General features: G+C 71.2%; 21 protein-coding genes. 6 read left to right on the top strand and 15 right to left on the bottom strand.

The features are described 5' to 3' along the window. Nucleotides 1-62 precede the first annotated feature (62 nt). The 9 genes from idi to ACZ63E_RS02865 all read right to left on the bottom strand — a co-directional run bounded on the left by idi (nt 63) and on the right by ACZ63E_RS02865 (nt 9,810). Nucleotides 63-626 (bottom strand): isopentenyl-diphosphate Delta-isomerase, encoded by a 564-nt coding sequence (gene idi / locus ACZ63E_RS02825; RefSeq protein ID WP_465333786.1) that lies wholly within the window; start codon nt 624-626, stop codon nt 63-65. Between the two features lie 86 nt (nt 627-712). Next, nucleotides 713-1,546 (bottom strand): alpha/beta fold hydrolase, encoded by an 834-nt coding sequence (locus ACZ63E_RS02830; RefSeq protein WP_465333788.1) that lies wholly within the window; start codon nt 1,544-1,546, stop codon nt 713-715. A 42-nt stretch (nt 1,547-1,588) separates the two neighbouring features. Continuing rightward, nucleotides 1,589-4,594, bottom strand: coding sequence for an NACHT domain-containing protein (locus tag ACZ63E_RS02835; RefSeq protein ID WP_465333790.1), 3,006 nt, complete (start codon nt 4,592-4,594; stop codon nt 1,589-1,591). A 10-nt stretch (nt 4,595-4,604) separates the two neighbouring features. Next, nucleotides 4,605-5,132: a cysteine hydrolase family protein gene (locus ACZ63E_RS02840; RefSeq protein ID WP_465333792.1), complete on the bottom strand. Its 528-nt coding sequence runs from the start codon at nt 5,130-5,132 to the stop codon at nt 4,605-4,607. After that, nucleotides 5,129-6,565: a purine-cytosine permease family protein gene (locus ACZ63E_RS02845; protein WP_465333793.1), complete on the bottom strand. Its 1,437-nt coding sequence runs from the start codon at nt 6,563-6,565 to the stop codon at nt 5,129-5,131. Before ACZ63E_RS02845 ends, ACZ63E_RS02840 begins: the two co-directional genes overlap by 4 nt. Then, nucleotides 6,562-7,434: a PfkB family carbohydrate kinase gene (locus ACZ63E_RS02850; protein ID WP_465333795.1), complete on the bottom strand. Its 873-nt coding sequence runs from the start codon at nt 7,432-7,434 to the stop codon at nt 6,562-6,564. The genes ACZ63E_RS02845 and ACZ63E_RS02850 overlap by 4 nt, the downstream gene beginning before the upstream one ends. After that, nucleotides 7,431-8,426 carry an ADP-ribosylglycohydrolase family protein gene (locus ACZ63E_RS02855; RefSeq protein WP_465333797.1) on the bottom strand — a complete coding sequence of 332 codons (996 nt, stop codon included), beginning with the start codon at nt 8,424-8,426 and terminating at the stop codon, nt 7,431-7,433. The genes ACZ63E_RS02850 and ACZ63E_RS02855 overlap by 4 nt, the downstream gene beginning before the upstream one ends. Further along, a complete protein-coding gene (locus tag ACZ63E_RS02860) occupies nt 8,423-9,115 on the bottom strand; it encodes a GntR family transcriptional regulator (protein ID WP_465333799.1) in 693 nt (230 codons plus the stop codon). The genes ACZ63E_RS02855 and ACZ63E_RS02860 overlap by 4 nt, the downstream gene beginning before the upstream one ends. A 32-nt stretch (nt 9,116-9,147) precedes the next feature. After that, nucleotides 9,148-9,810, bottom strand: a complete 663-nt coding sequence (locus ACZ63E_RS02865) for a VC0807 family protein (RefSeq protein ID WP_465333801.1) — start codon at nt 9,808-9,810, stop codon at nt 9,148-9,150. Between the two features lie 109 nt (nt 9,811-9,919). Here ACZ63E_RS02865 and ACZ63E_RS02870 point away from each other — a divergent pair, with 109 nt between their 5' ends. After that, nucleotides 9,920-10,318, top strand: a complete 399-nt coding sequence (locus ACZ63E_RS02870) for a hypothetical protein (protein ID WP_465333803.1) — start codon at nt 9,920-9,922, stop codon at nt 10,316-10,318. Nucleotides 10,319-10,459: 141 nt separating this feature from the next. Here the strand turns inward: ACZ63E_RS02870 and ACZ63E_RS02875 are convergent, their stop codons facing one another. Both ACZ63E_RS02875 and ACZ63E_RS02880 read right to left on the bottom strand, forming a co-directional pair. Beyond that, nucleotides 10,460-11,230: a DinB family protein gene (locus ACZ63E_RS02875; RefSeq protein WP_465333804.1), complete on the bottom strand. Its 771-nt coding sequence runs from the start codon at nt 11,228-11,230 to the stop codon at nt 10,460-10,462. Between the two features lie 10 nt (nt 11,231-11,240). Beyond that, nucleotides 11,241-12,143 carry a hypothetical protein gene (locus ACZ63E_RS02880; protein ID WP_465333806.1) on the bottom strand — a complete coding sequence of 301 codons (903 nt, stop codon included), beginning with the start codon at nt 12,141-12,143 and terminating at the stop codon, nt 11,241-11,243. Nucleotides 12,144-12,297: 154 nt separating this feature from the next. Here ACZ63E_RS02880 and ACZ63E_RS02885 point away from each other — a divergent pair, with 154 nt between their 5' ends. Continuing rightward, nucleotides 12,298-12,858, top strand: coding sequence for an HAD family acid phosphatase (locus tag ACZ63E_RS02885; protein ID WP_465333808.1), 561 nt, complete (start codon nt 12,298-12,300; stop codon nt 12,856-12,858). Nucleotides 12,859-12,872: 14 nt separating this feature from the next. On the opposite strand, the gene dusB is transcribed toward ACZ63E_RS02885, so the two are convergent. Beyond that, nucleotides 12,873-14,003, bottom strand: a complete 1,131-nt coding sequence (gene dusB / locus ACZ63E_RS02890; protein WP_465333810.1) for a tRNA dihydrouridine synthase DusB — start codon at nt 14,001-14,003, stop codon at nt 12,873-12,875. Nucleotides 14,004-14,055: 52 nt separating this feature from the next. Continuing rightward, nucleotides 14,056-14,448: a hypothetical protein gene (locus ACZ63E_RS02895; protein WP_465333812.1), complete on the bottom strand. Its 393-nt coding sequence runs from the start codon at nt 14,446-14,448 to the stop codon at nt 14,056-14,058. Nucleotides 14,449-14,544: 96 nt separating this feature from the next. On the opposite strand from ACZ63E_RS02895, the gene ACZ63E_RS02900 reads away from it, so the two are divergent. The 3 genes from ACZ63E_RS02900 to ACZ63E_RS02910 all read left to right on the top strand — a co-directional run bounded on the left by ACZ63E_RS02900 (nt 14,545) and on the right by ACZ63E_RS02910 (nt 17,858). After that, entirely contained in the window at nt 14,545-15,510 is a 966-nt protein-coding gene (locus ACZ63E_RS02900; RefSeq protein WP_465333814.1) for a Gfo/Idh/MocA family protein, read from the top strand. A 60-nt stretch (nt 15,511-15,570) separates the two neighbouring features. After that, nucleotides 15,571-17,400: a DUF2339 domain-containing protein gene (locus ACZ63E_RS02905; protein WP_465333816.1), complete on the top strand. Its 1,830-nt coding sequence runs from the start codon at nt 15,571-15,573 to the stop codon at nt 17,398-17,400. Between the two features lie 68 nt (nt 17,401-17,468). After that, nucleotides 17,469-17,858 (top strand): TIGR03667 family PPOX class F420-dependent oxidoreductase, encoded by a 390-nt coding sequence (locus ACZ63E_RS02910; RefSeq protein ID WP_465333818.1) that lies wholly within the window; start codon nt 17,469-17,471, stop codon nt 17,856-17,858. Here ACZ63E_RS02910 and ACZ63E_RS02915 read toward each other — a convergent pair. Then, nucleotides 17,855-18,382, bottom strand: a complete 528-nt coding sequence (locus ACZ63E_RS02915; protein WP_465333820.1) for a superoxide dismutase — start codon at nt 18,380-18,382, stop codon at nt 17,855-17,857. The genes ACZ63E_RS02910 and ACZ63E_RS02915 overlap by 4 nt on opposite strands. A 126-nt stretch (nt 18,383-18,508) precedes the next feature. Between ACZ63E_RS02915 and ACZ63E_RS02920 the strand changes: the two genes are divergently transcribed. Continuing rightward, the gene (locus tag ACZ63E_RS02920) at nt 18,509-18,997 is read left to right on the top strand and encodes a DUF6328 family protein (RefSeq protein WP_465333822.1); all 489 of its coding nucleotides are present in this window, start codon (nt 18,509-18,511) and stop codon (nt 18,995-18,997) included. Here the strand turns inward: ACZ63E_RS02920 and ACZ63E_RS02925 are convergent. Next, the gene (locus tag ACZ63E_RS02925; protein WP_465333824.1) at nt 18,973-19,365 is read right to left on the bottom strand and encodes a VOC family protein; all 393 of its coding nucleotides are present in this window, start codon (nt 19,363-19,365) and stop codon (nt 18,973-18,975) included. The two genes, ACZ63E_RS02920 and ACZ63E_RS02925, sit on opposite strands and share 25 nt — an antisense overlap. Nucleotides 19,366-19,380 lie beyond the last annotated feature (15 nt).

Raw genomic sequence — 19,380 nt, forward strand, 5'->3', positions numbered from 1 at the left:
TCCGGCCGAAACGCGAATTTAGCTCAACGGGACGATGATAGTTACTCTGAGGAGTTGCGCGCTCAGAGTCCGACGAAGGGCTCAAGGCCCTTGAGCTGGGAATACTGGTCCTTGGCCCAGTAACTCACATTAGCCGTTTTGTCGGTCAGCAACTGCTGGTAGTCGCTCCAGGCGACCCAGCGCCAGTCGCCGACCTCGGCCGGGTTGGGCTCGGGCTCGACGTCGGCCCAGGCGGCGAACACCGGGCAGAACTCGTTCTCGACGATCCCCTCGAACGGCGGCGTCCGGTACCGGTACTTCGGCAGCACGCAGTGCAGCCCGGACAGCGACGGCAGCCCGAGCTCGTAACCGGCGCGCCGGCCGACGGCGTCCTCGAGCGACTCGCCGGGCGCGGGGTGGCCGCAGACGCTGTTGGTCCAGACCCCCGGCCAGACCTTCTTGTGCAGCGCGCGCTGCGTGATCAACAGCGCGTTGTCGCTGCGACGCAGGACGTAACACGAGAAGGCCAGGTGCAACCGGGTGTGCTCGTGGTGGCTGGCGAGCTTCGGGCCGGTCTCGCCGGTGGGCACGCCGTCCTCGGTGACGAAGACGACCTGCTCGGTTTCGGGTTCGGTCGCGGTATCCACGCGCCCAGTGAACACGACGGGCCCGAGCGCCTCGTACCGCAAGGCGGGTGGGTTACCGGCGGTCCGCCCGCCCGGGTGACGGGCCGTCACCGCGCGTCGAGGTGCTCGACGATCAGCGAGGTGACGGCTTCCGGCGCCTCTTCCGGCGCCCAGTGTGTGACGTCTTCGAGCATTTCGAAGCGGTAGGGCCCGGTGACCCGGTTCGCGGTGTCGAGGGCGGCGGTCGAGCCGAACGAGACGTCTTCGGTGCTCCAGATGTAGAGCGTCGGCACGGAGATCGGCCCGATCTTCCCGCCCGGCCGCCCGGCGCGGTACCAGTTGAGCGCGGCGGTGAGCGCGCCCGGCTCGGACAGCCGCCGCACGTAGTCGTCGACCTTGCTCGGCGAGATGCGCCGCTCGAACATGTCCCGCAGCGCGCGGGCGTCGTTCTCGAGCATCCGCCGCTCGGTGACGCGCGTCTGCCGCCACTCGGTCATGTACTGCGTCCGCAGGTACTGGTCTTCGTCGTTCTTCATGGCATCGGCGAGCGCGCCGGGATGCGGCGTCGAGACGACGGTGAGGCTGCGCAGCCGTTCGGGGTGCATGTCGGCGGTCCACCAGGCCACAGCGCCACCCCAGTCGTGCCCGACGAGGTCGAACTGCCCCCACCCGAGCTGTTCGGCGACGGCGACGACGTCCCCGACGAGGTGGTCGATCGAGTAGTCGGAGGCCGCTTCGGGCCGCACATCAGGCGAATAACCCCGCTGATCGGGCGCGACGGCCCGGTACCCCAGCACCCCGAGGGTGGCGACCTGGTGCTCCCATTCGGTCGCGGCTTCGGGAAACCCGTGCAGCAACAGCACGGGCCGCCCGTCTTCGGGCCCGGCGGCGATGGCGTCGAAGGAACCGGCCTCGGTGGGGATGCTGATGTGGTCGATCACGCGCCCGAATCTACTTCGCGCGGTTGAACGGGTGGTGGCCGGTCAGAACCGTTCGATGCGGCACCGTGGTCCGAGGAGGTGTTCGCCGACGAGCCGGGTGTTCTTGCCGACGCACACCTTCAGACCGGAGGTCCCGGCCAGCGGCCGCAGGTCGACGTCGTCGCCGTAACTGTTGCCGAGCCAGAGCTTCTTCAACCCCCGGAGCCCGGCGAGCGGGCTCAGGTCCATGGTCGGGATGTCCAGCAGCCAGAGCGAGCCCAGTTCGGTCAACGCCGCCAAGGGAGTCAGGTCCACTTCGGGACAGAGCTCGAGCCTGAGCTCGTTCAGGCTGTGGGCCCAGTTCGTGAGGGTGGAGATGTCGCGCAACGCGGGGCAGTTGACGAACCGCAGGCTTCGCGGCCGCTCCAGGAACGACAGCGGGGACAGGGTTTCGAGCCGGGGAACCCGGTGCAGCTGCAACGACGGCAGGCGCACCGCGGACGCAAGCTCGTCGAGCCGGCGCACGTCGTCGATCCACCTCAGGTTCAGGGCCATCAGGTCCGGCAGTTCGCCCAGCCGGCCCCACCCGTGGGTCTGCACCTCGGCGTCGATTTCGCGGAGCGTGGGGACGTCCGCGAGCGGGCCGAGGTCGGTCGACCGGGCCGGGAGCTTCCCGGTGAGGGTGAGGTGGCGCAGCGACGCGCCCGCCAGCAACCGGAAGTCGTACCCGTCCAGGTCGTCGTAGCCTTCGGCGAAGCGGCAAGTGAGCCGTTCGAGGTGGCGTAGGTGAGGCAGGCCGGCGAGCATCGCGGGATCCGACACCTCCAGCTGCCGGTCCGGCAGCTCGACGTCGGCGAGGACGCGCTCCGCGTACTCGGCCGGGTCGAACCGCTCCCGCGCCGCGAGCAGCTCAGCCGTCACGGCCCGGTGAGCGTTCCCGCGGTGGCGGGTGATCAGCTCGAGCGCGCCCGCGCCGCCGATCAGCGCCGCGGCGCGGACCGTCGACGCCACGGTCAGCGGCTCCCGCGGCTCGCGCGCCGCGAGGAGGTCCAGCACGAACTCGCCGGCGATCGCCAGGGATTCGGCGACCTCGAAGTTCTCGGGCGGGATCCGTGACGCCGTCCGCTGCTCGATCTCGGTGCGCAACCGCCCGGGCAGCTCGGGGGACGTCTCCAAGCAGGCCAGCGCGATCAGGTCGGCGTTCGGGCCGGTCGACTCGAGAATCCCTTCGATCAGCCGTTCGCGTTGCGCCGGGTGGGCGTGGCCCGCGGCCAGCACGACGACCTCGCGCCACTCGTCCAGGTGGGCGTTCGCCGCCAGCGCCCCGATGTCGTCCTCCTCGACCGCCGCCTTGGCCGCGAGGTACTCCCCGAACGTGCGGTGGACGAAGTCGATCCGGCCCACCACCGGTTCGCGCAGCACACCGCCGCGGTCGAGGAGGTGGCGGAACACCTGGTGCGGGGTGGCCGCGATCTGGCCCATCGACGTCAGCTTCGCCGCGATCCGGGCCTCCGCGTCCGCCGCCGAGATGTCGCTGTAGCCGTTGCGGACCAGCCAGTACGCGAGGTGGCGCAGCAGCAGGAGCTTGTCCGTCAAGGACAGCCGGACGTCCAGCTCGACGTGGCGCTCGAGGTCGCGGGTGTCGAGCAGCATGCGCAGCGCGACGTCGTACAGCTCCATCCGGTTGTCCGGCAGCTGCCCGTTCCCCTCGTGGTGCAGGGCGCAGAGCAACGCGCACAGCAACGGGTTCTCGGCGAGCCGGCGCAACGCACTCCGCGCGCCGATCGCGGCGACCAGCGCGTCGCCACGGCCTTCGAGGGCGGGCATCGCCCGGTGCCAGCGCGCGACGAACGTCCGGACGTCGCGCGGGGTCATCGGCTGCAGGCGGACCTCGGTGAAGTTCCCGGTGGCCAGCCAGTTCGGGTCGACCGCCGCCGGGCGGGTCGTCACCACGTACCGGGCCCGCGGGAACGCGCTGATCAGCTCGCCGAGCCAGGCCCGGACCTCTTCGCGGCGGTTCTCGGGCAGCTCGTCGATGCCGTCCACGAGGACAACGGCCCGGCCCAGCCGCAGCCGCTGGTGCACCCACTGGGGCGGCATCTCGTCGGCGATGTGCCGGCCGATCTCGTCCAGGAACCGCTCGGGGGTGGGCAACGCGGCCTGGCTGAACCGGCGGAGCCGCAGGAGAAACGGCTCCAGGCCGTCCCAGCCTTCGATGTCGCCCAGCCGGCGGCTCGCGCACTGCACCGCCAGCCACTGCAGCAGCGTCGTCTTGCCGGAGCCGGCCTCGCCCCGCAGCAGGATCCTCGACGTCCGTGGCAGGACCTGCTCGATCCGGTCGCCGGCCGCGACGTTGTCTTCCGAGCTGACGCTCAGGCTCAAGTAAGCGACCGACAGCGGGTAGAGCCGGGTTGCGTCGGACAGGCCGGCGCCGAACAGGGCCATGCGGTCCAGTGTTGTGACCACCTGGCGGCGGAAGTCCGCGGCGAAGTCGTCCGGGTGGCGGCGTTCGGGCAACGCGGCCAGCACGGTGCGGACCGTCTCGAGGATCTCCGTCTCCCGGCGGAGCACTTCGACCAGCGCGCCGGGCTGGAAACGCGGCAGCGTGCTCGTCACCTGGACCAGGTACGCGCAGCACTCCCGCAGGACCCGCTGGTACAGCTCGACGGCGTCGCTCGACAGCAGCGTTGTGACGTCGGGGACCGTGCGCAGCAGGTAGCGGTACAGGTAGGCCGCGTCGAGGTCGGACGCGAACAGGTCGTCGTCCGTCAACGCGGCGCTGTCCATCGTCTCGCGGGCCGCTTCCACCGCGGCGGCCCGCTCGTTCTCGGGCAGGGCGCGGAACTCGACGTCGATGAACGGCAGCAGCCGGTCCGCGACCCGGGACTCGAGGTTGGTGAACAGCAGCCGGAGCTTGCGGCGGTCGTTGAGGCCGGTGACCTGCTTCTCCAGCAGGTCGAACACCTTGGCCGACGCGTCGGCGGCGATCGGGCGGTCGCCGAGCCAGATCTTCGCGGCGGCCTTCACCACCGCAGTTGTCAACGCGATCGCCGAGGCTTCGAGGCTCACCGAGCCCAGCCTAGCCGAGCACCTCCTCCGTTGTGGCCACCGTCACCAGAGGTCCGTACAGCCTCATGATGTCCAACGCCTTCGTGTGGCTCTCGTCGTCGACACCCGCGCAGGCGTCCGAAACCACCGTCACGGACACGCCCGCGTCCGCCGCCGCCAACGCTGTCGACAGCACGCAGCAGTCCGTCGACACTCCCGCCAGCACCAGCCGGGACCCACCGACTCGGGTTGCCATCCGCGGGGTCCACTTGCCGAACGTCGTTGCGTCCACTGTGGACGAAGGCTGGAATCTCGCGACCACCTGGTACAGCCGTGAATCCGGTGGCTGCAACGCGAACGGCCACCGCTCGTAATACTGCTTCCACGCCCCTTCCGGGCGCGTGGGTGCGACGAACCGCGTGAACACCACGTTGTCGCCGAAGGCCGTCACCAGGCGCTGGATCGGGGGGACCACCTCGGCGAACCGCGGTGTGAACCACGGGCTCGCCTGGTCGGCGAACACGTTCTGCAGGTCGATGACCGCCAGTACCGATCTCACACGGCCTCCTGTGCCCGGATGCGTTGCCGGGTAAGAAAAGTCGCCAAGAAACCCAGGGCCAGTGCCAGCAGCACGCCGAGGTTCGCGAACGCCCACGAGCCGTCACGGCCGCCGAGGCCGAACGGCTCCAGCAGGTAACCCTGCCACTTCAGCCAGTCCGCCGACGTGTTCGTCACCAGGCCCCAGCCGAGCGCCGTCGCCACCAGCACCACGGTGATCGGCCCGACGCGGACGTCGCCGTAGCGGCCGGCCTGGTCGAACAGCTCCCGCTCGGCGTAGTCGCGCCGCCGCAGCAGGACGTCCGCGAGCATCACGCCGCACCACGCCGCCACCGGCACGCCCAGCGTCACCAGGAACCCCTGGAACTGGCCGAGGAACTCGCCGCCGAAGAACACGATGTAGACCGTGCCGAGGATCATCAGCACACCGTCGACCAGTGCCGCGACCGGGCGCGGCACGCGCAGGCCCGCCGACAGCAGCGCCAGCCCGGACGAATAGATGTCCAGCACCGCGCCGCCGACCAGGCCCAGCACCGCGACGATCGCGAACGGCACCAGGAACCACAGCGGCAGCAACGTCGTCAGCGCGCCGATCGGGTCCTTCGCGATCGCGTCGTTGAGCGAGGGTGACGACCCGGCCAGCAGCAGCCCGAACACCAGCAGCACCAGCGGCGCCACCGACGCGCCGAACGTCGTCCAGCCGACCACGCCACGCCCGGACGACGAGCGCGGCAGGTACCGCGAGTAGTCCGCCGCCGCGTTGACCCAGCCGAGGCCGAAGCCGGTCATCAGGAACACCAGCGCGCCGACCCACTGCTGCGCCGACCCGGACGGCAGCGCGCTCACCGCGTCCCAGTGGATGTCGCCCACCACGAGGACCACGTAGACCACCGTGAGCACCCCGGTGATCCAGGTGATCCACGTCTGCAGCTTCATGATCGCGTCGAACCCGAGCACGCCGGCGGCGACGGTCAGCGCGGCGACCACGATCAGCGCCACCACCTTCGTCGCCGTGCCGCCGCCCCAGCCGAGGCGTTCGAACACCGTCGACGTCGCCAGGGTCGCGAGCGCGGTCAGCACGGTTTCCCAGCCGACCGTGAGCAGCCACGAGATCGCGGACGGCAGCCGGCTGCCGCGGACGCCGAAGGCCGCGCGCGAGAGCAGCATCGTCGGCGCCGACCCGCGTTTGCCCGCGATCGCGATGAACCCGCACAGCAGGAACGAGAACAGGATGCCGACCACGCCCGCGACCAGCGCCTGCCAGAACGAGATGCCGAAGCCGAGCGTGAAAGAGCCGTAGCTCAGCCCCAGCACCGACACGTTCGCGCCGAACCACGGCCAGAACAGCTGCCGCGGCGTGCCGCGGCGCTCGGCGTCGGTGATCACGTCGAGGCCGTTGGTCTCCACCTTGAGCTTGCGTTCGGTACCGGTCATGACCCGTCCCTGGTCAGTAGGTGGTCGATCGCCGCGCGGTCCGGCGCGGTCGCCGGGCCGCGGCGGGTCACCGAGAGCGCGGCCGCCGCGTTCGCGCGCACGGCGGCGTCGAGGAGGGTACTGCCGCGGAGCAGCTCAGCGGCCAGAACGCCACAGTGCGTGTCGCCCGCGCCGTTGGTGTCGACGGCGTCGACCGCGAAGCCCGGGACCTCGGTGGTCCGGCCGCGCTCGTGGACCCGGCAGCCCTTCGCGCCATCGCGGACGACGGCGACCGGCGGAAGCTCGCCGAGCACGGCGGCTTCGCGCGCGTTGCAGCTCAGTATGTCTATTGTGGACAGTAAGGCATGGAGGTCTCCAGGGGTGATGTCGCTGACGAGGGGGCCGGGATCGAACAGGATCCGCGTGCCGGGAAACCGGGGCAGCCAGTCGAGAAGCGCCGCACGGTTGGTCTTATGCAACAGACTGTAGCCGGTCACGTACACGATGTCGTCATCCTTTGGGACGACATCCTCGAGCGCCTTCAGTCGTCCCTCGGCGCCGGTGCCGGTCGCGAAGGTGCGCTCGCCGGTCGGGTCGACCAGCGCGACGACCACGCCGGTGTCCAGGTCCGGCGTCGGTTCGTGGGCGAGTTCGACCCCCTCGGCGGCCAGCGCGGTCCGGGCGAGGTCGCCGAGGCCACCGACACCGTGGCTACCCGCGTAGAGCACGCGGGCGCCGGACCGCGCGGCCGCGGCCATGACGTTGAAACCGCCGCCTGGCACCAAGTTCGTCGAGGACGCCAGCACGTCGCCGCCCGGCGGCGGCAGGGCCGGCACCACCATCACCAGGTCGAGGACGACCTGCCCGGTGTGCACCAGCCGCCCGGTCATCGCCGGCGCAGCCGCAGGAGCTCGTCGACGAGCGGCCCGAACTCGAGCCGGTTAACGGAAAGCACGGTCTCGACGACGTCCGGGCGGAACGCGCCGACGCCGCGCGTGGCGCCGAGCATCGCCCCGCAGATCGCCGCGACGGTGTCGGTGTCACCGCCGAGCCCGGCGGCCAGGCGCAGCGCCGCCGGCGGGTCGTCACCCATGGCCTCGGCCAGCGCGAACGCGGCCACGACGGACTCCTGCGACGCGACCGACGTGCCGATCACCCGGGCGACCGCGTCGGCGACGGCGGCCGGCGCCATGCCCCGCACCCAGCCGCGTGCCCAGCGGATCCGCGCGGCGATCTCCCCGCCCGGCGCCCAGTGCCCGCGTTCCCCGCCGACCACGGCGGCGCGCTCACCCGCGTCGAGCGCTTCGGCCGGCTCGGCGCCGTCCACCCCGGCCGAGACGACGGCGGCGACCGCGGCGGCGGCCGCGATGCCCAGGCTGGTGTTGTGCGTGACGCGTGCGGTCGCGACGACGGCGTCGACCAGCCGGTGCAGGTCGTCCGAGGGGGTCGCGATGCCGACCGGCGTGACCCGCATGGCGGCGCCGTTGGTAGTGCCGGTGCGTCCGGCTTCGTCGGCCGGGACGCCGTCCTGCAGGCGGGAAAGCGCGCGTTTGGTCGACGGGCCGAGCAGGTCCGCGGAGCCGCGGCGGACCATGTCGGCTTCCCAGATGAGCAGCGCGTCGGCGAACACGTGCGGTTCGACGATGCCGCGGCCGTCGATGAGCAGCTGCGCCAGCAGCACGGCCTGCTCGGTGTCGTCGGTGACCGAGCCGGCGGGCATCAGCGGCGCGACCGGCTGCTCGGCGACGGCGGTGAGCAGCCCGGTGACCGGCCCGTAGGCGGCGGCGATCGCGGCCCGGGACATCGACTGCGTCGGCATGCCGAGCGCGTCGCCGACGGCCAGCCCGGTGAACGCGCCGAGCGCCCGGTCCCGCGCGTTCACCGGTGTCCGAAGGTGAGGTGGAACTGGAAGCGGTCCGGGTCCAGCAGGCTGACCACGTGCTCGACCAGCCGGCCCTCGACGTCGACGGACGTGCGTTCGGCCCGCAGGAACAGCTCGCCGATGGAGCGGCCGAGGAGCTCGGCGGCGCCGGCGTCCAGCCGTTCGGTGCTGATCCACTGGTCACCGCCGACGGAGATCCGGCCGGCGGCTTCGAGCGTCTTGGTCAGGGAGCCGTCGCGCAGGCCGGTTTCGGGGAGCTCGGCGAGCGGGCCGACCGCCGGCACGGTGGCGGTTTCGAGCGAGACCCCGCGATGGTGCTCCCGCCGCAGCCGCCGCACGGCGACGTAGGTCTTCTCGCCGAACTCCTCTTCGAGGGCCTGGTCTTCGACGGTCTCGATGCCGAGGAGCTCGGTGGTGACGGGCGCCCCGGCGTCGGCGAGGGCGCGGGCCCAGCCGATCCGCTGGTCGAGCTGGACGCCGTCGAAGGTGACGAACGAGCCGACGCCGGCCTGGGTAGAGATGAGCTCGAGCTGCTGCAGTTCGGAGAGCGCGCTGCGGACGGTGCCGCGGCTGACCTGGTACTGCAAGGCGAGCTGGTTCTCGCCGGGGAGGCGCTCGCCGTGGGCGAGGCGCCCGGAGCGGATCAGCTCCGCGAGGTCGCCGACCAGGTGCTGCTTCTTGCCGTACATGTACACACCTGTACACCGACAGTGAGGTCTGGTCAAGCGGCGACGAGCGTCCTGACCTCGGCGGATGCTTCCCGGGCCACCAGTTCACCGGCTTCCTTGGCCGCGGCGCCGGCGACCACCATGATCACCGCGAACGAGCCGACGAAGAGAACCGTGCTCAGCCACACCATGGTCGAGATGGGCAGGGTGAAGGCGCCGACCACCCGCGCGGCGCTTTCGAGCATGAACCCGACACCCCAGATGATGCTGGCCCGGCGCAGGACGGTGCTGAACCGCGCGTTGCCTTCGAGACGTTCCCACGCGGCTTCGTGATCGGCCTTGCCGTGGGTGAGGAACGGGCGCATGGCCTTGGTCATGATCGGCTGTGCGGTGAACGCGGAGATCAGGATGACCAGCCCGATGAACCCGCTCCCGATCGAGTCCTTGGCGATCATCAGCCGCGCGTCCCCGGCGACGAAGGTCAGCAGCATGCCGACGACGTTGGTCACGAGGACGACCAGCGCGAGGCCGTTGATGGTGCGGTGCCGGGCGAACTCGAAGAGGGTGCGGGCGAGCGGGACCACGCCGGAGAGGGCGAGCGCGGTGAAGTCGTTCACCCCGAGGGCGTGGAGTCCGTAGTAGACGCCCAGCGGCACGGCGATCTCAACGCCGAGCGTCCGGAGGAGGGAACCGAGGCCTGCTTCGTTCGTGGTCATGGGAAAAGCTTGTCGCTGGAAAGGGTTTCGTGGAGATGCGATCCGCCACGATCGGGGGATGACAGATGTCACGACCTCACGTTCGGCCCGGCCGGGTCGTCGAACGGGTATGGCGACATTTCTGCGTTTCACGATCGGCCTGCAGACCTTGGCCGTGTTTCTCTCGCCGGTTACGGCCGGCCTGTTGTTGACCACACCGAACGGGCATTCGCTGCACAGCGCGGCCGCGTACACGGTGTTCGTGGTGGCGATGGTTCACGTCGTGGCCGCGGTTCTGGCGTGGCGCCCGGGCGGAGGCTCACCCCGGCCGATCGTCTCGGCGGTGGTGTTCCTCGGGCTGGTGCTGGCGCAGGTGGTGCTGGGCATCGCGCACGTGACCGTGGTGCACGTGCCGCTGGGCGTGGCGTTGTTCGGGTTCAGTCTGCTGCAGCTCAGCCGCCGTTCAGGAGTTCCGCTCGCGTCGAGGCGGACCACTGGCTTCGCGGCAGGAGGTGCTGGAGCACGGTGAGGCTGCGCGAGCCCGCCGGAGGCCGATGCCGCGCCGGCCCGCTGCCGACCACCTTCCTCTGCTTCGGTGTTCGGACCGGTCAGTACCGCGCCGACTGCGTCCGGTGCGTCGTCGGCAACGGCCCGGTCGAGCATGGTCGGGTCAACGGTGCCGTTCAGACATGCTTGCTTCGAGCACCGTGAGGTCGCGCACCGCGTAACGGTGGTGCTCGGCTTCTTCCTTCAGCACCACCTTGAGGCAGCGGCGTACGACGTACTCCTGGTCGGGATACATCTCGGCAGGCTTGCGACCGCACACCCGGTCGAGCTCGGCAGCGGTGAGCCCGTCGACGACACGCCGCATCGTGGCCATGCGGGCGAGCCTGGGCGCGAGCACCTCGTCGAGTTGCGGGTCTGCGCTGAGGGTGAGGCCGAGCTTCGTCGCGTCCTCGGGCGGTGTTCCTCCGGCCGGGAAGCCGAGCGGGTGGTAGGGCGCATCCTCTTCGAGCACGGCGTTTCCGAGCCAGGCGTCGGAGGCGAACAGGAGGTGACGTTGGGTTTCGACGAATGACCACTCGCCGTCGACCTGCTCGTGCAGCTTGGCGTTGGGCAGCAGTCTCGCCCGGTCGAGCGTCGAGCTCCACGCGGTCTCGATGGCGTCCCAGGCAGCCCGGTAGTCCTCGGGAGAAGCCGCGTCCCGCGCCAGCACCCGCGCCGGGTGCCGGGCGTCGAGCTCACCCTCGACGTAGGCGGTCACGTCCACGTCGTTGACGACGAGGCGCTCGAAGTAACCACCGAGGTAGACGTCGCTGCCGTAGCAGTCGACGATCTTCAGGCCGTTCACCTCGCAGTCGCGGATCTCGAGGCCGGCGAGGTCGCACAGGTGGATGCGAGCACCTCGGAACTGGTCGCTCTGGACGTATTCGGAAACCATCGATGAAGTCTCACCCATCCGCTCCGGCCGCGCCACGTTCGGCAGCGGTCGCCGCGTCGGTGTCGGGCCAGTTCCAGCGGAGCCCGAAACACCCCGGGCGCACGTTGCCCGCCGCGGCCGCGAATCCCGTCGCGGTCCGCCGGACGCCGCGGTGCGGGCCGGGTGCCACGACGGCGACCGCGGCCGGCGTCATCGGTGGTGTGAACACCGCGGTCAGCCGCAGATCCCGCACCGTGCGGTGGGTCCGGAGGAACCAGTGGTCATTGCGGACGTCGTCGTCGAACAGCACCTCGTACTCGATCCGGCCGGTTTCGGCCGCGAGCAGCGGCCGGTCCAGTTCCAGTTCCATCAACGCGAGCCCTTGCCCGGCGACGACCCGGTAGCTGCGCAGGACACAGCCGCGCGTTCTGCCGAGCACGGGAATCCGCTCACGGGAGGCACCTCGCACCAGCACGACGGCACTGCGGGCAGCCTCGGTGGCGAGCAGTGTCACGGCCGCGACCAGTCGCTGGTTCACGCCCTCGCGGTCGAGGTACAGGGTGTCGTGACGGGTGACCGCGCGCACCGGCGGCACAGCGCATTCGGCCAGCGCGTCGCGCAGGGAAACCGGGGCGCCCCAGGCGTTTGCCATCCGGTGTACGTCCTGAGTGGACCGTGCCGCCGGGCCCCGGCCGCGGCGGGCGCCGAGCAACGCGGACAGTTCGCCGTCACGCAGCTGCAGAACCTCCTCCAACGCGGCCAACGCCGAATCCACGTCTCGTTCGGGCCGGCTGCGACCGCTGCCCCAGTAGCTCAGAGTCGCGAGACTGACCTTCGTCCCCCGCACTTCGAGGGCACGCTGGAGCTGGCGCAGGCTGAGCCCGGCACGGCTGATGGCGGTGCTGAGCGCGCAGGCGAAGGACGTCTCAGGCATGCGTCGATGATCCACGTTCCGGTCGCGGAGCACGAGTCCCGAATAACTGTTAACGACTTTCGCGGGGTACCCCGACGAGGCGACGCTCGTAGCATCATCGACGTCAAAACCGCTGCGGCACAACGAATCGCCGCCGACCACGAAGGACGACACCATGCGGAACACCGTTGTCACCCGCGTCGCTGCGTGCGCGCTGGCCTGCGTCGCCGTCGCCGCGGGAGCCGCCGCGCCCGCCTCGGCGAGCGGGCTGCCGAGCTTCGATACCTGGCTCGCCGACGTCCACCAGGCCATGGCCGGCGGGACCGGCTACCTCGACACCCGGGTTTCCCGGGGCGGTTCGAAGCTCGCCATCGTGACCGACATCGACAACACCGCCCTCGAAACCCACTACCGGCCCGGCCACGCCACCCAGGACGTCCTCGACTTCGCCCGGCACGCCAAAAGTCTCGGCGTCAGCGTGCTCGTCGCCAGTTTCCGCAGCGACGCATCGGATGCGAAGGAGGCTCTGACGAGCGTCGGCTATCCCGTCGACCGGGTGTGCGTCCGCAAGAGCAGCGAGCAGCACGCGACCGACACGAAACAGCGCTGCCGCAAGGAGTACGCGGCCGCGGGCTACACGATCATCGCGAATGTCGGCAACCGCCCGGGCGACTTCACCGGCGGGAACTACGAAAAGGGCTTCAAGCTGCCCGACTACGACGAGCAGCTGTCCTGACTCGTGCGGGTGGTTCAGCCGCCGGAGTGCATGTCTTCCGCCTCGGGGACGCAGTCGTCGTCCGGGTCGTCCAGCCAGCCGTGGGGCAGCGTGACCTTGCCCGGTGATCCCTGACGGCCTCGCGGGCCGTCGGCGTTGTCGGGGAACGGCGCGTCGTGGTCCAAACGGCCGATCAGGTCGTCGAGCTCGGTCAGGCTGGACACCATCGCGAAGCCGCGGCGGAGCTCGGAGCCGACCGGGAAGTTCATGAAGTACCACGCCATGTGCTTGCGCAGGTCGCGCAGGGCCTTGGTCTCGCCGTCGTGGGAGATGAGCAGCTCGGCGTGGCGGCGCAGGACTCGCGCGACCTCGCCGAGGTTCGGCGGTGTCGGCAGGGCGCGGCCGGCGAAGGCCGCCTCCAGCTCGCCGAACAGCCACGGCCGGCCGAGGCAGCCGCGGCCGACGACGACGCCGTCGCAGCCGGTTTCGTCGACCATGCGCAGGGCGTCGGCGGCGCTGAAGATGTCGCCGTTGCCGAGCACCGGGATGCTGGTCACCGCCTCCTTCAACGCCGTGATCTTGGTCCAGTCGGCCTGGCCGGAGTAACGCTGCGCGGCGGTCCGCGCGTGCAGGCTGACGGCGGCCGCGCCCTCGGCCTCGGCGATGCGGCCCGCGTCGAGGTAGGTGCGGTGGTCGTCGTCGATGCCGATGCGGAACTTGACCGTGAACGGCACGTCCCCCGCCGCGCGGGCGGACTCCCGGACGATCGCCTCGAACAGCTTCCGCTTGAACGGCAGCGCCGCCCCGCCACCCTTGCGCGTCACCTTCGCGACCGGGCAGCCGAAGTTGGAGTCGATGTGGTCGGCGAGCCCCTCGCCGACGATGATCCGGACGGCTTCGGCCATGGTCTTCGGGTCGACGCCGTAAAGCTGCATCGACCTGGGCTTTTCGTCGGCCCCGAAGGTCATCATGTGCATGGTCCCGGGGTGCCGTTCGACCACGGCGCGGGCGGTGATCATCTCGCACACGTAGATCCCGGCGCCGTACTCGGCGCACAGCTGCCGGAAGGCGACGTTGGTGATGCCGGCCATCGGAGCGAGCACGACTGGGGGATCGACCTGGTAGGGGCCGATCTTCAGGGCGGGCTTGCTCAGGGTGGCGGTCACGTCTCCATTGTCGCCTGTGGTGTCGATCACGTCGACCAGGGGCCGGATCGGCTCAGGCGACGAGGTCGTCCCAGCGGACCAGGATCGCCGCTGCGAGGACTCCGGCGGCCAGGATCTTGATGATCACCAGCCCGCCGCTCACGCCGCTGAACGACAGGAGGTCCAGCACCGCGCCGACCACGAACGCCACGCCGAACACCCGTGCGCCCCAGCGGCGGCGGAAGGCCAGGGCCACCACCGCGATCAGCTGGACCGCGGTGGCGAACAGGGCGAGGAGGAACCACGGTGACGTCTCGCCGCCGTGGGCGAGGTCGCCGGCCAGGACCGTGGTCCCGGCGACCAGCAGGACGATCGTGCCCAGGCCGAAGACGACCAGCATCACCGGCAGGAAGATCCGGCCGGCGCCGGTCGGGGTGGCGCGTTCGGGCAGACGACGACGGGGCACGGTGAGCCTCCGAGCGAGTCGGGAACCGCCAACCCTGCCCCGCCGCACGGTCGGCGTCCACGGTGCTTTTGCCGCCACCGCCGTAGGGTTCGGATCATGACGAACGAACCCCTGCGCTGGGGAATCATGGGCACCGGTGGCATCGCGGGCGCCTTTGCGGAAGACCTCCGGCTGACCGGCTCCGGCGTGGTCGCCGCGGTCGGGTCCCGGACGGCCGCAAGCGCGGACCGGTTCGCCGACCGGCTCGGCGTCACCACCCGGCACAGCAGTTACGAGGCCCTCGCCGAAGATCCCGGCGTCGACATCGTCTACGTCGCGACGCCGCACCCGATGCACCACGGCAACGCCCGGCTCGCGCTCGAGGCCGGGAAGCCCGTGCTGGTCGAGAAGCCGTTCACGATGAACGCCGAGGAGGCGCGGGACCTCGTCGCGCTGGCCCGGGCGCGCGGGCTCTTCCTGATGGAAGCCATGTGGACGCGCTTCCTGCCGCACATCCGGCACGTGCGGGAGCTGCTGCCGCGGCTCGGCGACGTCGTCACGGTCACCGCCGACCACGGGCAGTGGTTCGCCGAGGACCCCGAGTTCCGGCTCTTCGCCCCCGAACTCGGCGGTGGCGCCCTGCTCGACCTGGGGATCTACCCCGTCTCGTTCGCGTCGATGGTGCTCGGCGCGCCCGAGCGGATCGCCGCCATGGCCACCCCCGCCTTCACCGGCGTCGACGCGCAGATGTCGATGCTCTTCGGTTACGCGGGCGGCGCGCAGGCGCTGCTCGGCTGCACGCTGAGCGCGGTGTCGCCGACCACGGCGGCCATCGTCGGGACGGCCGCGCGCATCGAGATCGAGGGGCCGTTCTACGCGCCCGCGTCGTTCACCTTCATTCCGCGCGAAGGCGATCGAGCCCGCTACGAGTACGTCGACGAGGGCCTGGGCCTGCGGCACGAGGCCGACGAGGTCGCCCGGCTGCTCGCCGCCGGGGAGACCGAAAGCGCGCTCATGCCGCTGGACGAAACCGTCTCGATCATGGTGACGATGGACGAGGTGTTCGCCGCGACCAGGACGTGACCCGGGTTTGAGTAGTGCTACGGATCCGCAGGTGGGGGCCCATGGCCGACGCTGTCCGGTATGACCACCGAAGCAGATGTGCTCCTCCGGCTCGCCGGCGAGATCGACGACCTGGGGCGTCGTCTCGCCCTGGTGGGCTCCGAACTGCGGACCGCCCGCGCCGAACAGCCGAAGCCGGCCCCGGAGCCCGAGCAAGCCACGCCGCAGCCGCAGCCGCAACAGCCGCTGCAACAGCCTCAGCCGCAACCCCAGCCGATGCCGCCGCCGCAGCAGCAGATGCCGTGGCCGCAGTACCAGTGGCAGCCGCCGCCCCAGCGGCCGTACTTCCCGCCGCCGCAGCCGCCGTACCAGCCCGTTCCGCGTCAGACGCTGGGTGAGAAGCTCGGCAAAGAGGGCGCGGGCAGCCGCGTCCTGGCCTGGGTCGGTGGCGCCGTGACGCTGCTCGGCGTGGTGCTGCTGCTCGTGCTGGCCGTCCAGCGGGGGTGGCTCGGGCCGCTGCCGCGGGTGCTCGTCGGCGCCGCGTTCGGGCTCGCGCTGACCGGCACCGGCGTCTGGCTGCACCGCAAGCCCGCCGGCCGCACCGGGGCCTTCGCGCTGGCCGCCACCGGCATCGCCACGCTCTACCTGGACGCCGTCGCGGCGACAACCCTCTACGACTTCCTGCCGGTGCTCGCCGGGCTCGCCGCCGGGCTGGTGATCACCGTCGGCGGCCTGCTCGTGGCCGTGCGCTGGGACTCGCCGCTGCTCGCCTCCGCCGTGGTCGTCGGGTGTGTGGTCTGCGCGCCGATGATCACCCGCGGGTTCACCCCCGAACTGGTCACGTTCCTGCTGATGGTCCAGCTCGCGACGGCACCGGTGCAGCTGCGCCGCGACTGGTCGTCGCTGACGCTGTCCGCCGGCATCCCGCCGCTCTTCGCCGCCGTGATCAGCACGGCGGTCGTGGGCGGTGGCGGCGGCTGGGCCAACACGGCCGCGGCCGGCGCCGCCTCGCTCGTCGGTGTCACGCTGGCGCTGATCGTCGCGCGCCGCCGCGAGAACGACGCCGCCGCGCTTTCCGTGCTGGCGACGTCCGTGCTGCCGACGCTCATCGCCGCGGCGCTGTTGCCGAAGGTGCAGGCCGTGCCGATCGCGGCCGGCGCGGGTGTGGTGCTGCTCGCCGTGTGGGCGGCGCGCCGCTGGTGGCCCGGGCTCGCCGGGCAACTGGCCGGGCTGGCCGGGTTGCTGGCGATCCTGCAGGCGACGGTCACCCAGTTCGACGGTCCGGCCCGCGCCGCGGTGCTGCTCGGCGAGGCCCTGCTGCTGGTCGTGGCCGCGCTCGGCGGGCGCAACCGGTTCGCGCTGGGCGCCGCGCTCGGGTTCGCCGCGCTCGGCGGCCTGATCGGCGTCGTCTTCGACGTCACGCCCGTGCTGCTGATCGTGTACCGGACGCAGACGGCGGGTGACCTCGCCGGCGCGCTGGCGGTCGCCGTGCTGATCCTCGCGGTGTCGGTCGCGCTGCCCTGGGCGGCGATGCGGCTGGCGGTGTTCCGCGGGCCGTCCGACGACCTGCCGGTGTGGCTCCTCGCCGGCGTCGCGGCCCTCTACGGCGCCGCCGGCGTGGTGCTGTGCGGTTCGCTGCTGGCGATCCCGGGCCGCACCGGGTTCCTGGTCGGCCACGCGCTGATCACGGTGTCCTGGACGGTCGCGGCGCTGGTCCTGCTGCTGCGCGGGATCGAGGTCGTGGCGCTGCGGGTGACCGGCCTGGTCCTGGTCGGCGCGGCGGTGCTGAAGCTGGTGCTGTTCGACCTGGCGGCCCTGGACGGCTTGGCCCGGGTCGGCGCGTTCCTCGGCGCCGGTCTGGTGTTGCTGGCCGCGGGTTCGCGGTACGCGCGGCGGGTCGCCTCGCGGTAGACCGGGAAGAAACTGTCGGTGCCCCGTGGTTGTCTGGATCACACGACCGACGACCAGGGGGCGCCGACATGGCCACACCGAAGCTTTCCGACCGCGCCGACGAGAAAATCGGCTGGCTGACCACCGTCACGCCGAAAGGGCGGCCCGCGCCACGACCGGTGTGGTTCGTCCTCGACGGTGACGACGTGCTCGTCTTCAGCCAGCCCGGCACCGCCAAGCTCCGGCACCTCGCAGCGAACCCCGAGGTGAGCTTCCACCTCAACAGCGGCGAGTCCGGCGGCGACATCCTCGTGGTGAACGGAAAGGCCGTCGTCGAGGCGGGCAAGGCTTCCGAGGCGCCCGGGTACCTCGGCAAGTACGCCTCGTCCTACCCCGGCATCGGCTTCACGGCGGAGTCGTTCGACGCCGAGTACTCCGTCCGCATCCGCGTGGTGCCCGAGCGCTCCTGGGGGTTCTAGAAGGCCACGTCGAGGCAGGCCAGCCGCGCGCCCGCCGTGCCGGCGTGGCCGGGGTCGGTGTGCGTGTGGGTTTCGTGCACGACCACGGAGCCGGCCCGCCGCGCGCCGAACGTCCAGTCCACTGTGGACCGGCCGCGGCCGGTGCCGAGGCGGTCGGTGGTGAAGTCGAGCCAGATCTCGTTGCGGGGGTTGGCGTAGGCGGGGTCGACCGAGGGCTTGACCGGGTCCGGCACGTGCTGGAAGTGCGGCCCGGCCGCGTCACCGGTGGCGCCGCACGGCTTCTCGTGCGCGTGGGCGCCGTAGGCCCGGTTCGGCAGCAGGCCGGTGACCACGAGGGTCGTCTTCGTGCCCGAGCCGGCCGACAGGCTGAAGACGTGTGCGCGGGCGCCGGCCGGGACGAGGTCGGCGCGGTATGTGGTCAGCGGGCCGTGCGCGGTCACCACGCGCACGGGCGAAGCGGAGGCGACGGCAGGGGCCAGCACAACGGCGGCAGCCGCGAGAGCGAGAGCGGGGAGAAGACGCATGGTCCTTCTCTAACCAGCGCGAACGGGCGCAGCCATGATCTTCACGCGAAAGAGTGACCGCTTGGGGGAGAAAAGTCACTTTTCTCCCATCCAGTGGGAGGTCCTGGCCGAGGTTATGGTTTCCGGATGGCCGAACAGACCGGCGAAACCCACAACCAGCAGCTGACGCGCAACATCGGCGAGCTGCTGCAGGAGCTGCGGGTCGCCCAGGCGGGCGTGCAGATCCTCTTCGGGTTCCTGCTGTCGGTCGTGTTCACCGACCGGTTCCACGACGCCAGCGGGTTCGAAAAGTCGCTGCACCTGGCCGCGGTGGTGCTCGCGGTGGCGGCGACGGCGTTGCTGACCGCGCCCGCGGCGTGGCACCGGCTGCTCTTCCGCACCGGCAGCCGGGAGCGGATCCTGACCGTCGGCAACCGGCTCGTGCTGGTCGGGCTCGTCTGCCTCGCGCTCGCGATCACGTCCACCGTCGCGCTGATCGCGAAGGTGGTCTACGGCGAGGCGGCGATGATCGTCATGGCCGTGCTTTCCCTGCTGCTCTTCGGGATCCTCTGGTTCGTCATGCCGGTCAGGCTGAACCCGGAGAACGGCGATCAGCCGACGGGACCGCCCAGGTAGAGCGTGTCCTCCTGGACGAAGCAGAGCGGGTTGCCGAACGGGTCGTCGGCGTAGAAGGAGCGTTCGCCCCAGAACTGCGTCTCGATGGTGTCGTCGATCCAGCGCGGGTGGGCGGCGCGCACCCGCCGGAACGTCTCGTCGACGTCGTCGACCGCGAGGTAGACGATCCGCGGGTCCTTCCGCGGCCGCGGCTCGCGGTGTTCGAGCGGCGCCTCGACGCAGGCGAGCACCACTCCGCCGCAGGTGAAGTAGTGGCGGTTGAGCGCGATCCGCTCGCCGGGGTCCCCGAAGACACCCGCGTAGAAGGCGACCGCGACCTCGATGTCGTCGACGGGCTGGATCAGCCGGAAGACCCGCGGTCCGCTCATGCGCGCACAGTACCG

Source organism: Amycolatopsis sp. NPDC104819, from assembly GCF_055583145.1.

Bases quoted from the DNA above. Each gene is read 5' to 3' on its own strand.
- ACZ63E_RS02845 (WP_465333793.1), bottom strand. From the start codon at position 6,565: ATGACCGGTACCGAACGCAAGCTCAAGGTGGAGACCAACGGCCTCGAC.
- ACZ63E_RS02850 (WP_465333795.1), bottom strand. From the start codon at position 7,434: ATGACCGGGCGGCTGGTGCACACCGGGCAGGTCGTCCTCGACCTGGTG.
- ACZ63E_RS02860 (WP_465333799.1), bottom strand. From the start codon at position 9,115: ATGTACGGCAAGAAGCAGCACCTGGTCGGCGACCTCGCGGAGCTGATC.
- ACZ63E_RS02865 (WP_465333801.1), bottom strand. From the start codon at position 9,810: ATGACCACGAACGAAGCAGGCCTCGGTTCCCTCCTCCGGACGCTCGGC.
- ACZ63E_RS02870 (WP_465333803.1), top strand. From the start codon at position 9,920: ATGGCGACATTTCTGCGTTTCACGATCGGCCTGCAGACCTTGGCCGTG.
- ACZ63E_RS02875 (WP_465333804.1), bottom strand. From the start codon at position 11,230: ATGGTTTCCGAATACGTCCAGAGCGACCAGTTCCGAGGTGCTCGCATC.
- ACZ63E_RS02880 (WP_465333806.1), bottom strand. From the start codon at position 12,143: ATGCCTGAGACGTCCTTCGCCTGCGCGCTCAGCACCGCCATCAGCCGT.
- ACZ63E_RS02885 (WP_465333808.1), top strand. From the start codon at position 12,298: ATGCGGAACACCGTTGTCACCCGCGTCGCTGCGTGCGCGCTGGCCTGC.
- ACZ63E_RS02900 (WP_465333814.1), top strand. From the start codon at position 14,545: ATGACGAACGAACCCCTGCGCTGGGGAATCATGGGCACCGGTGGCATC.
- ACZ63E_RS02905 (WP_465333816.1), top strand. From the start codon at position 15,571: ATGACCACCGAAGCAGATGTGCTCCTCCGGCTCGCCGGCGAGATCGAC.
- ACZ63E_RS02910 (WP_465333818.1), top strand. From the start codon at position 17,469: ATGGCCACACCGAAGCTTTCCGACCGCGCCGACGAGAAAATCGGCTGG.
- ACZ63E_RS02915 (WP_465333820.1), bottom strand. From the start codon at position 18,382: ATGCGTCTTCTCCCCGCTCTCGCTCTCGCGGCTGCCGCCGTTGTGCTG.
- ACZ63E_RS02920 (WP_465333822.1), top strand. From the start codon at position 18,509: ATGGCCGAACAGACCGGCGAAACCCACAACCAGCAGCTGACGCGCAAC.
- ACZ63E_RS02925 (WP_465333824.1), bottom strand. From the start codon at position 19,365: ATGAGCGGACCGCGGGTCTTCCGGCTGATCCAGCCCGTCGACGACATC.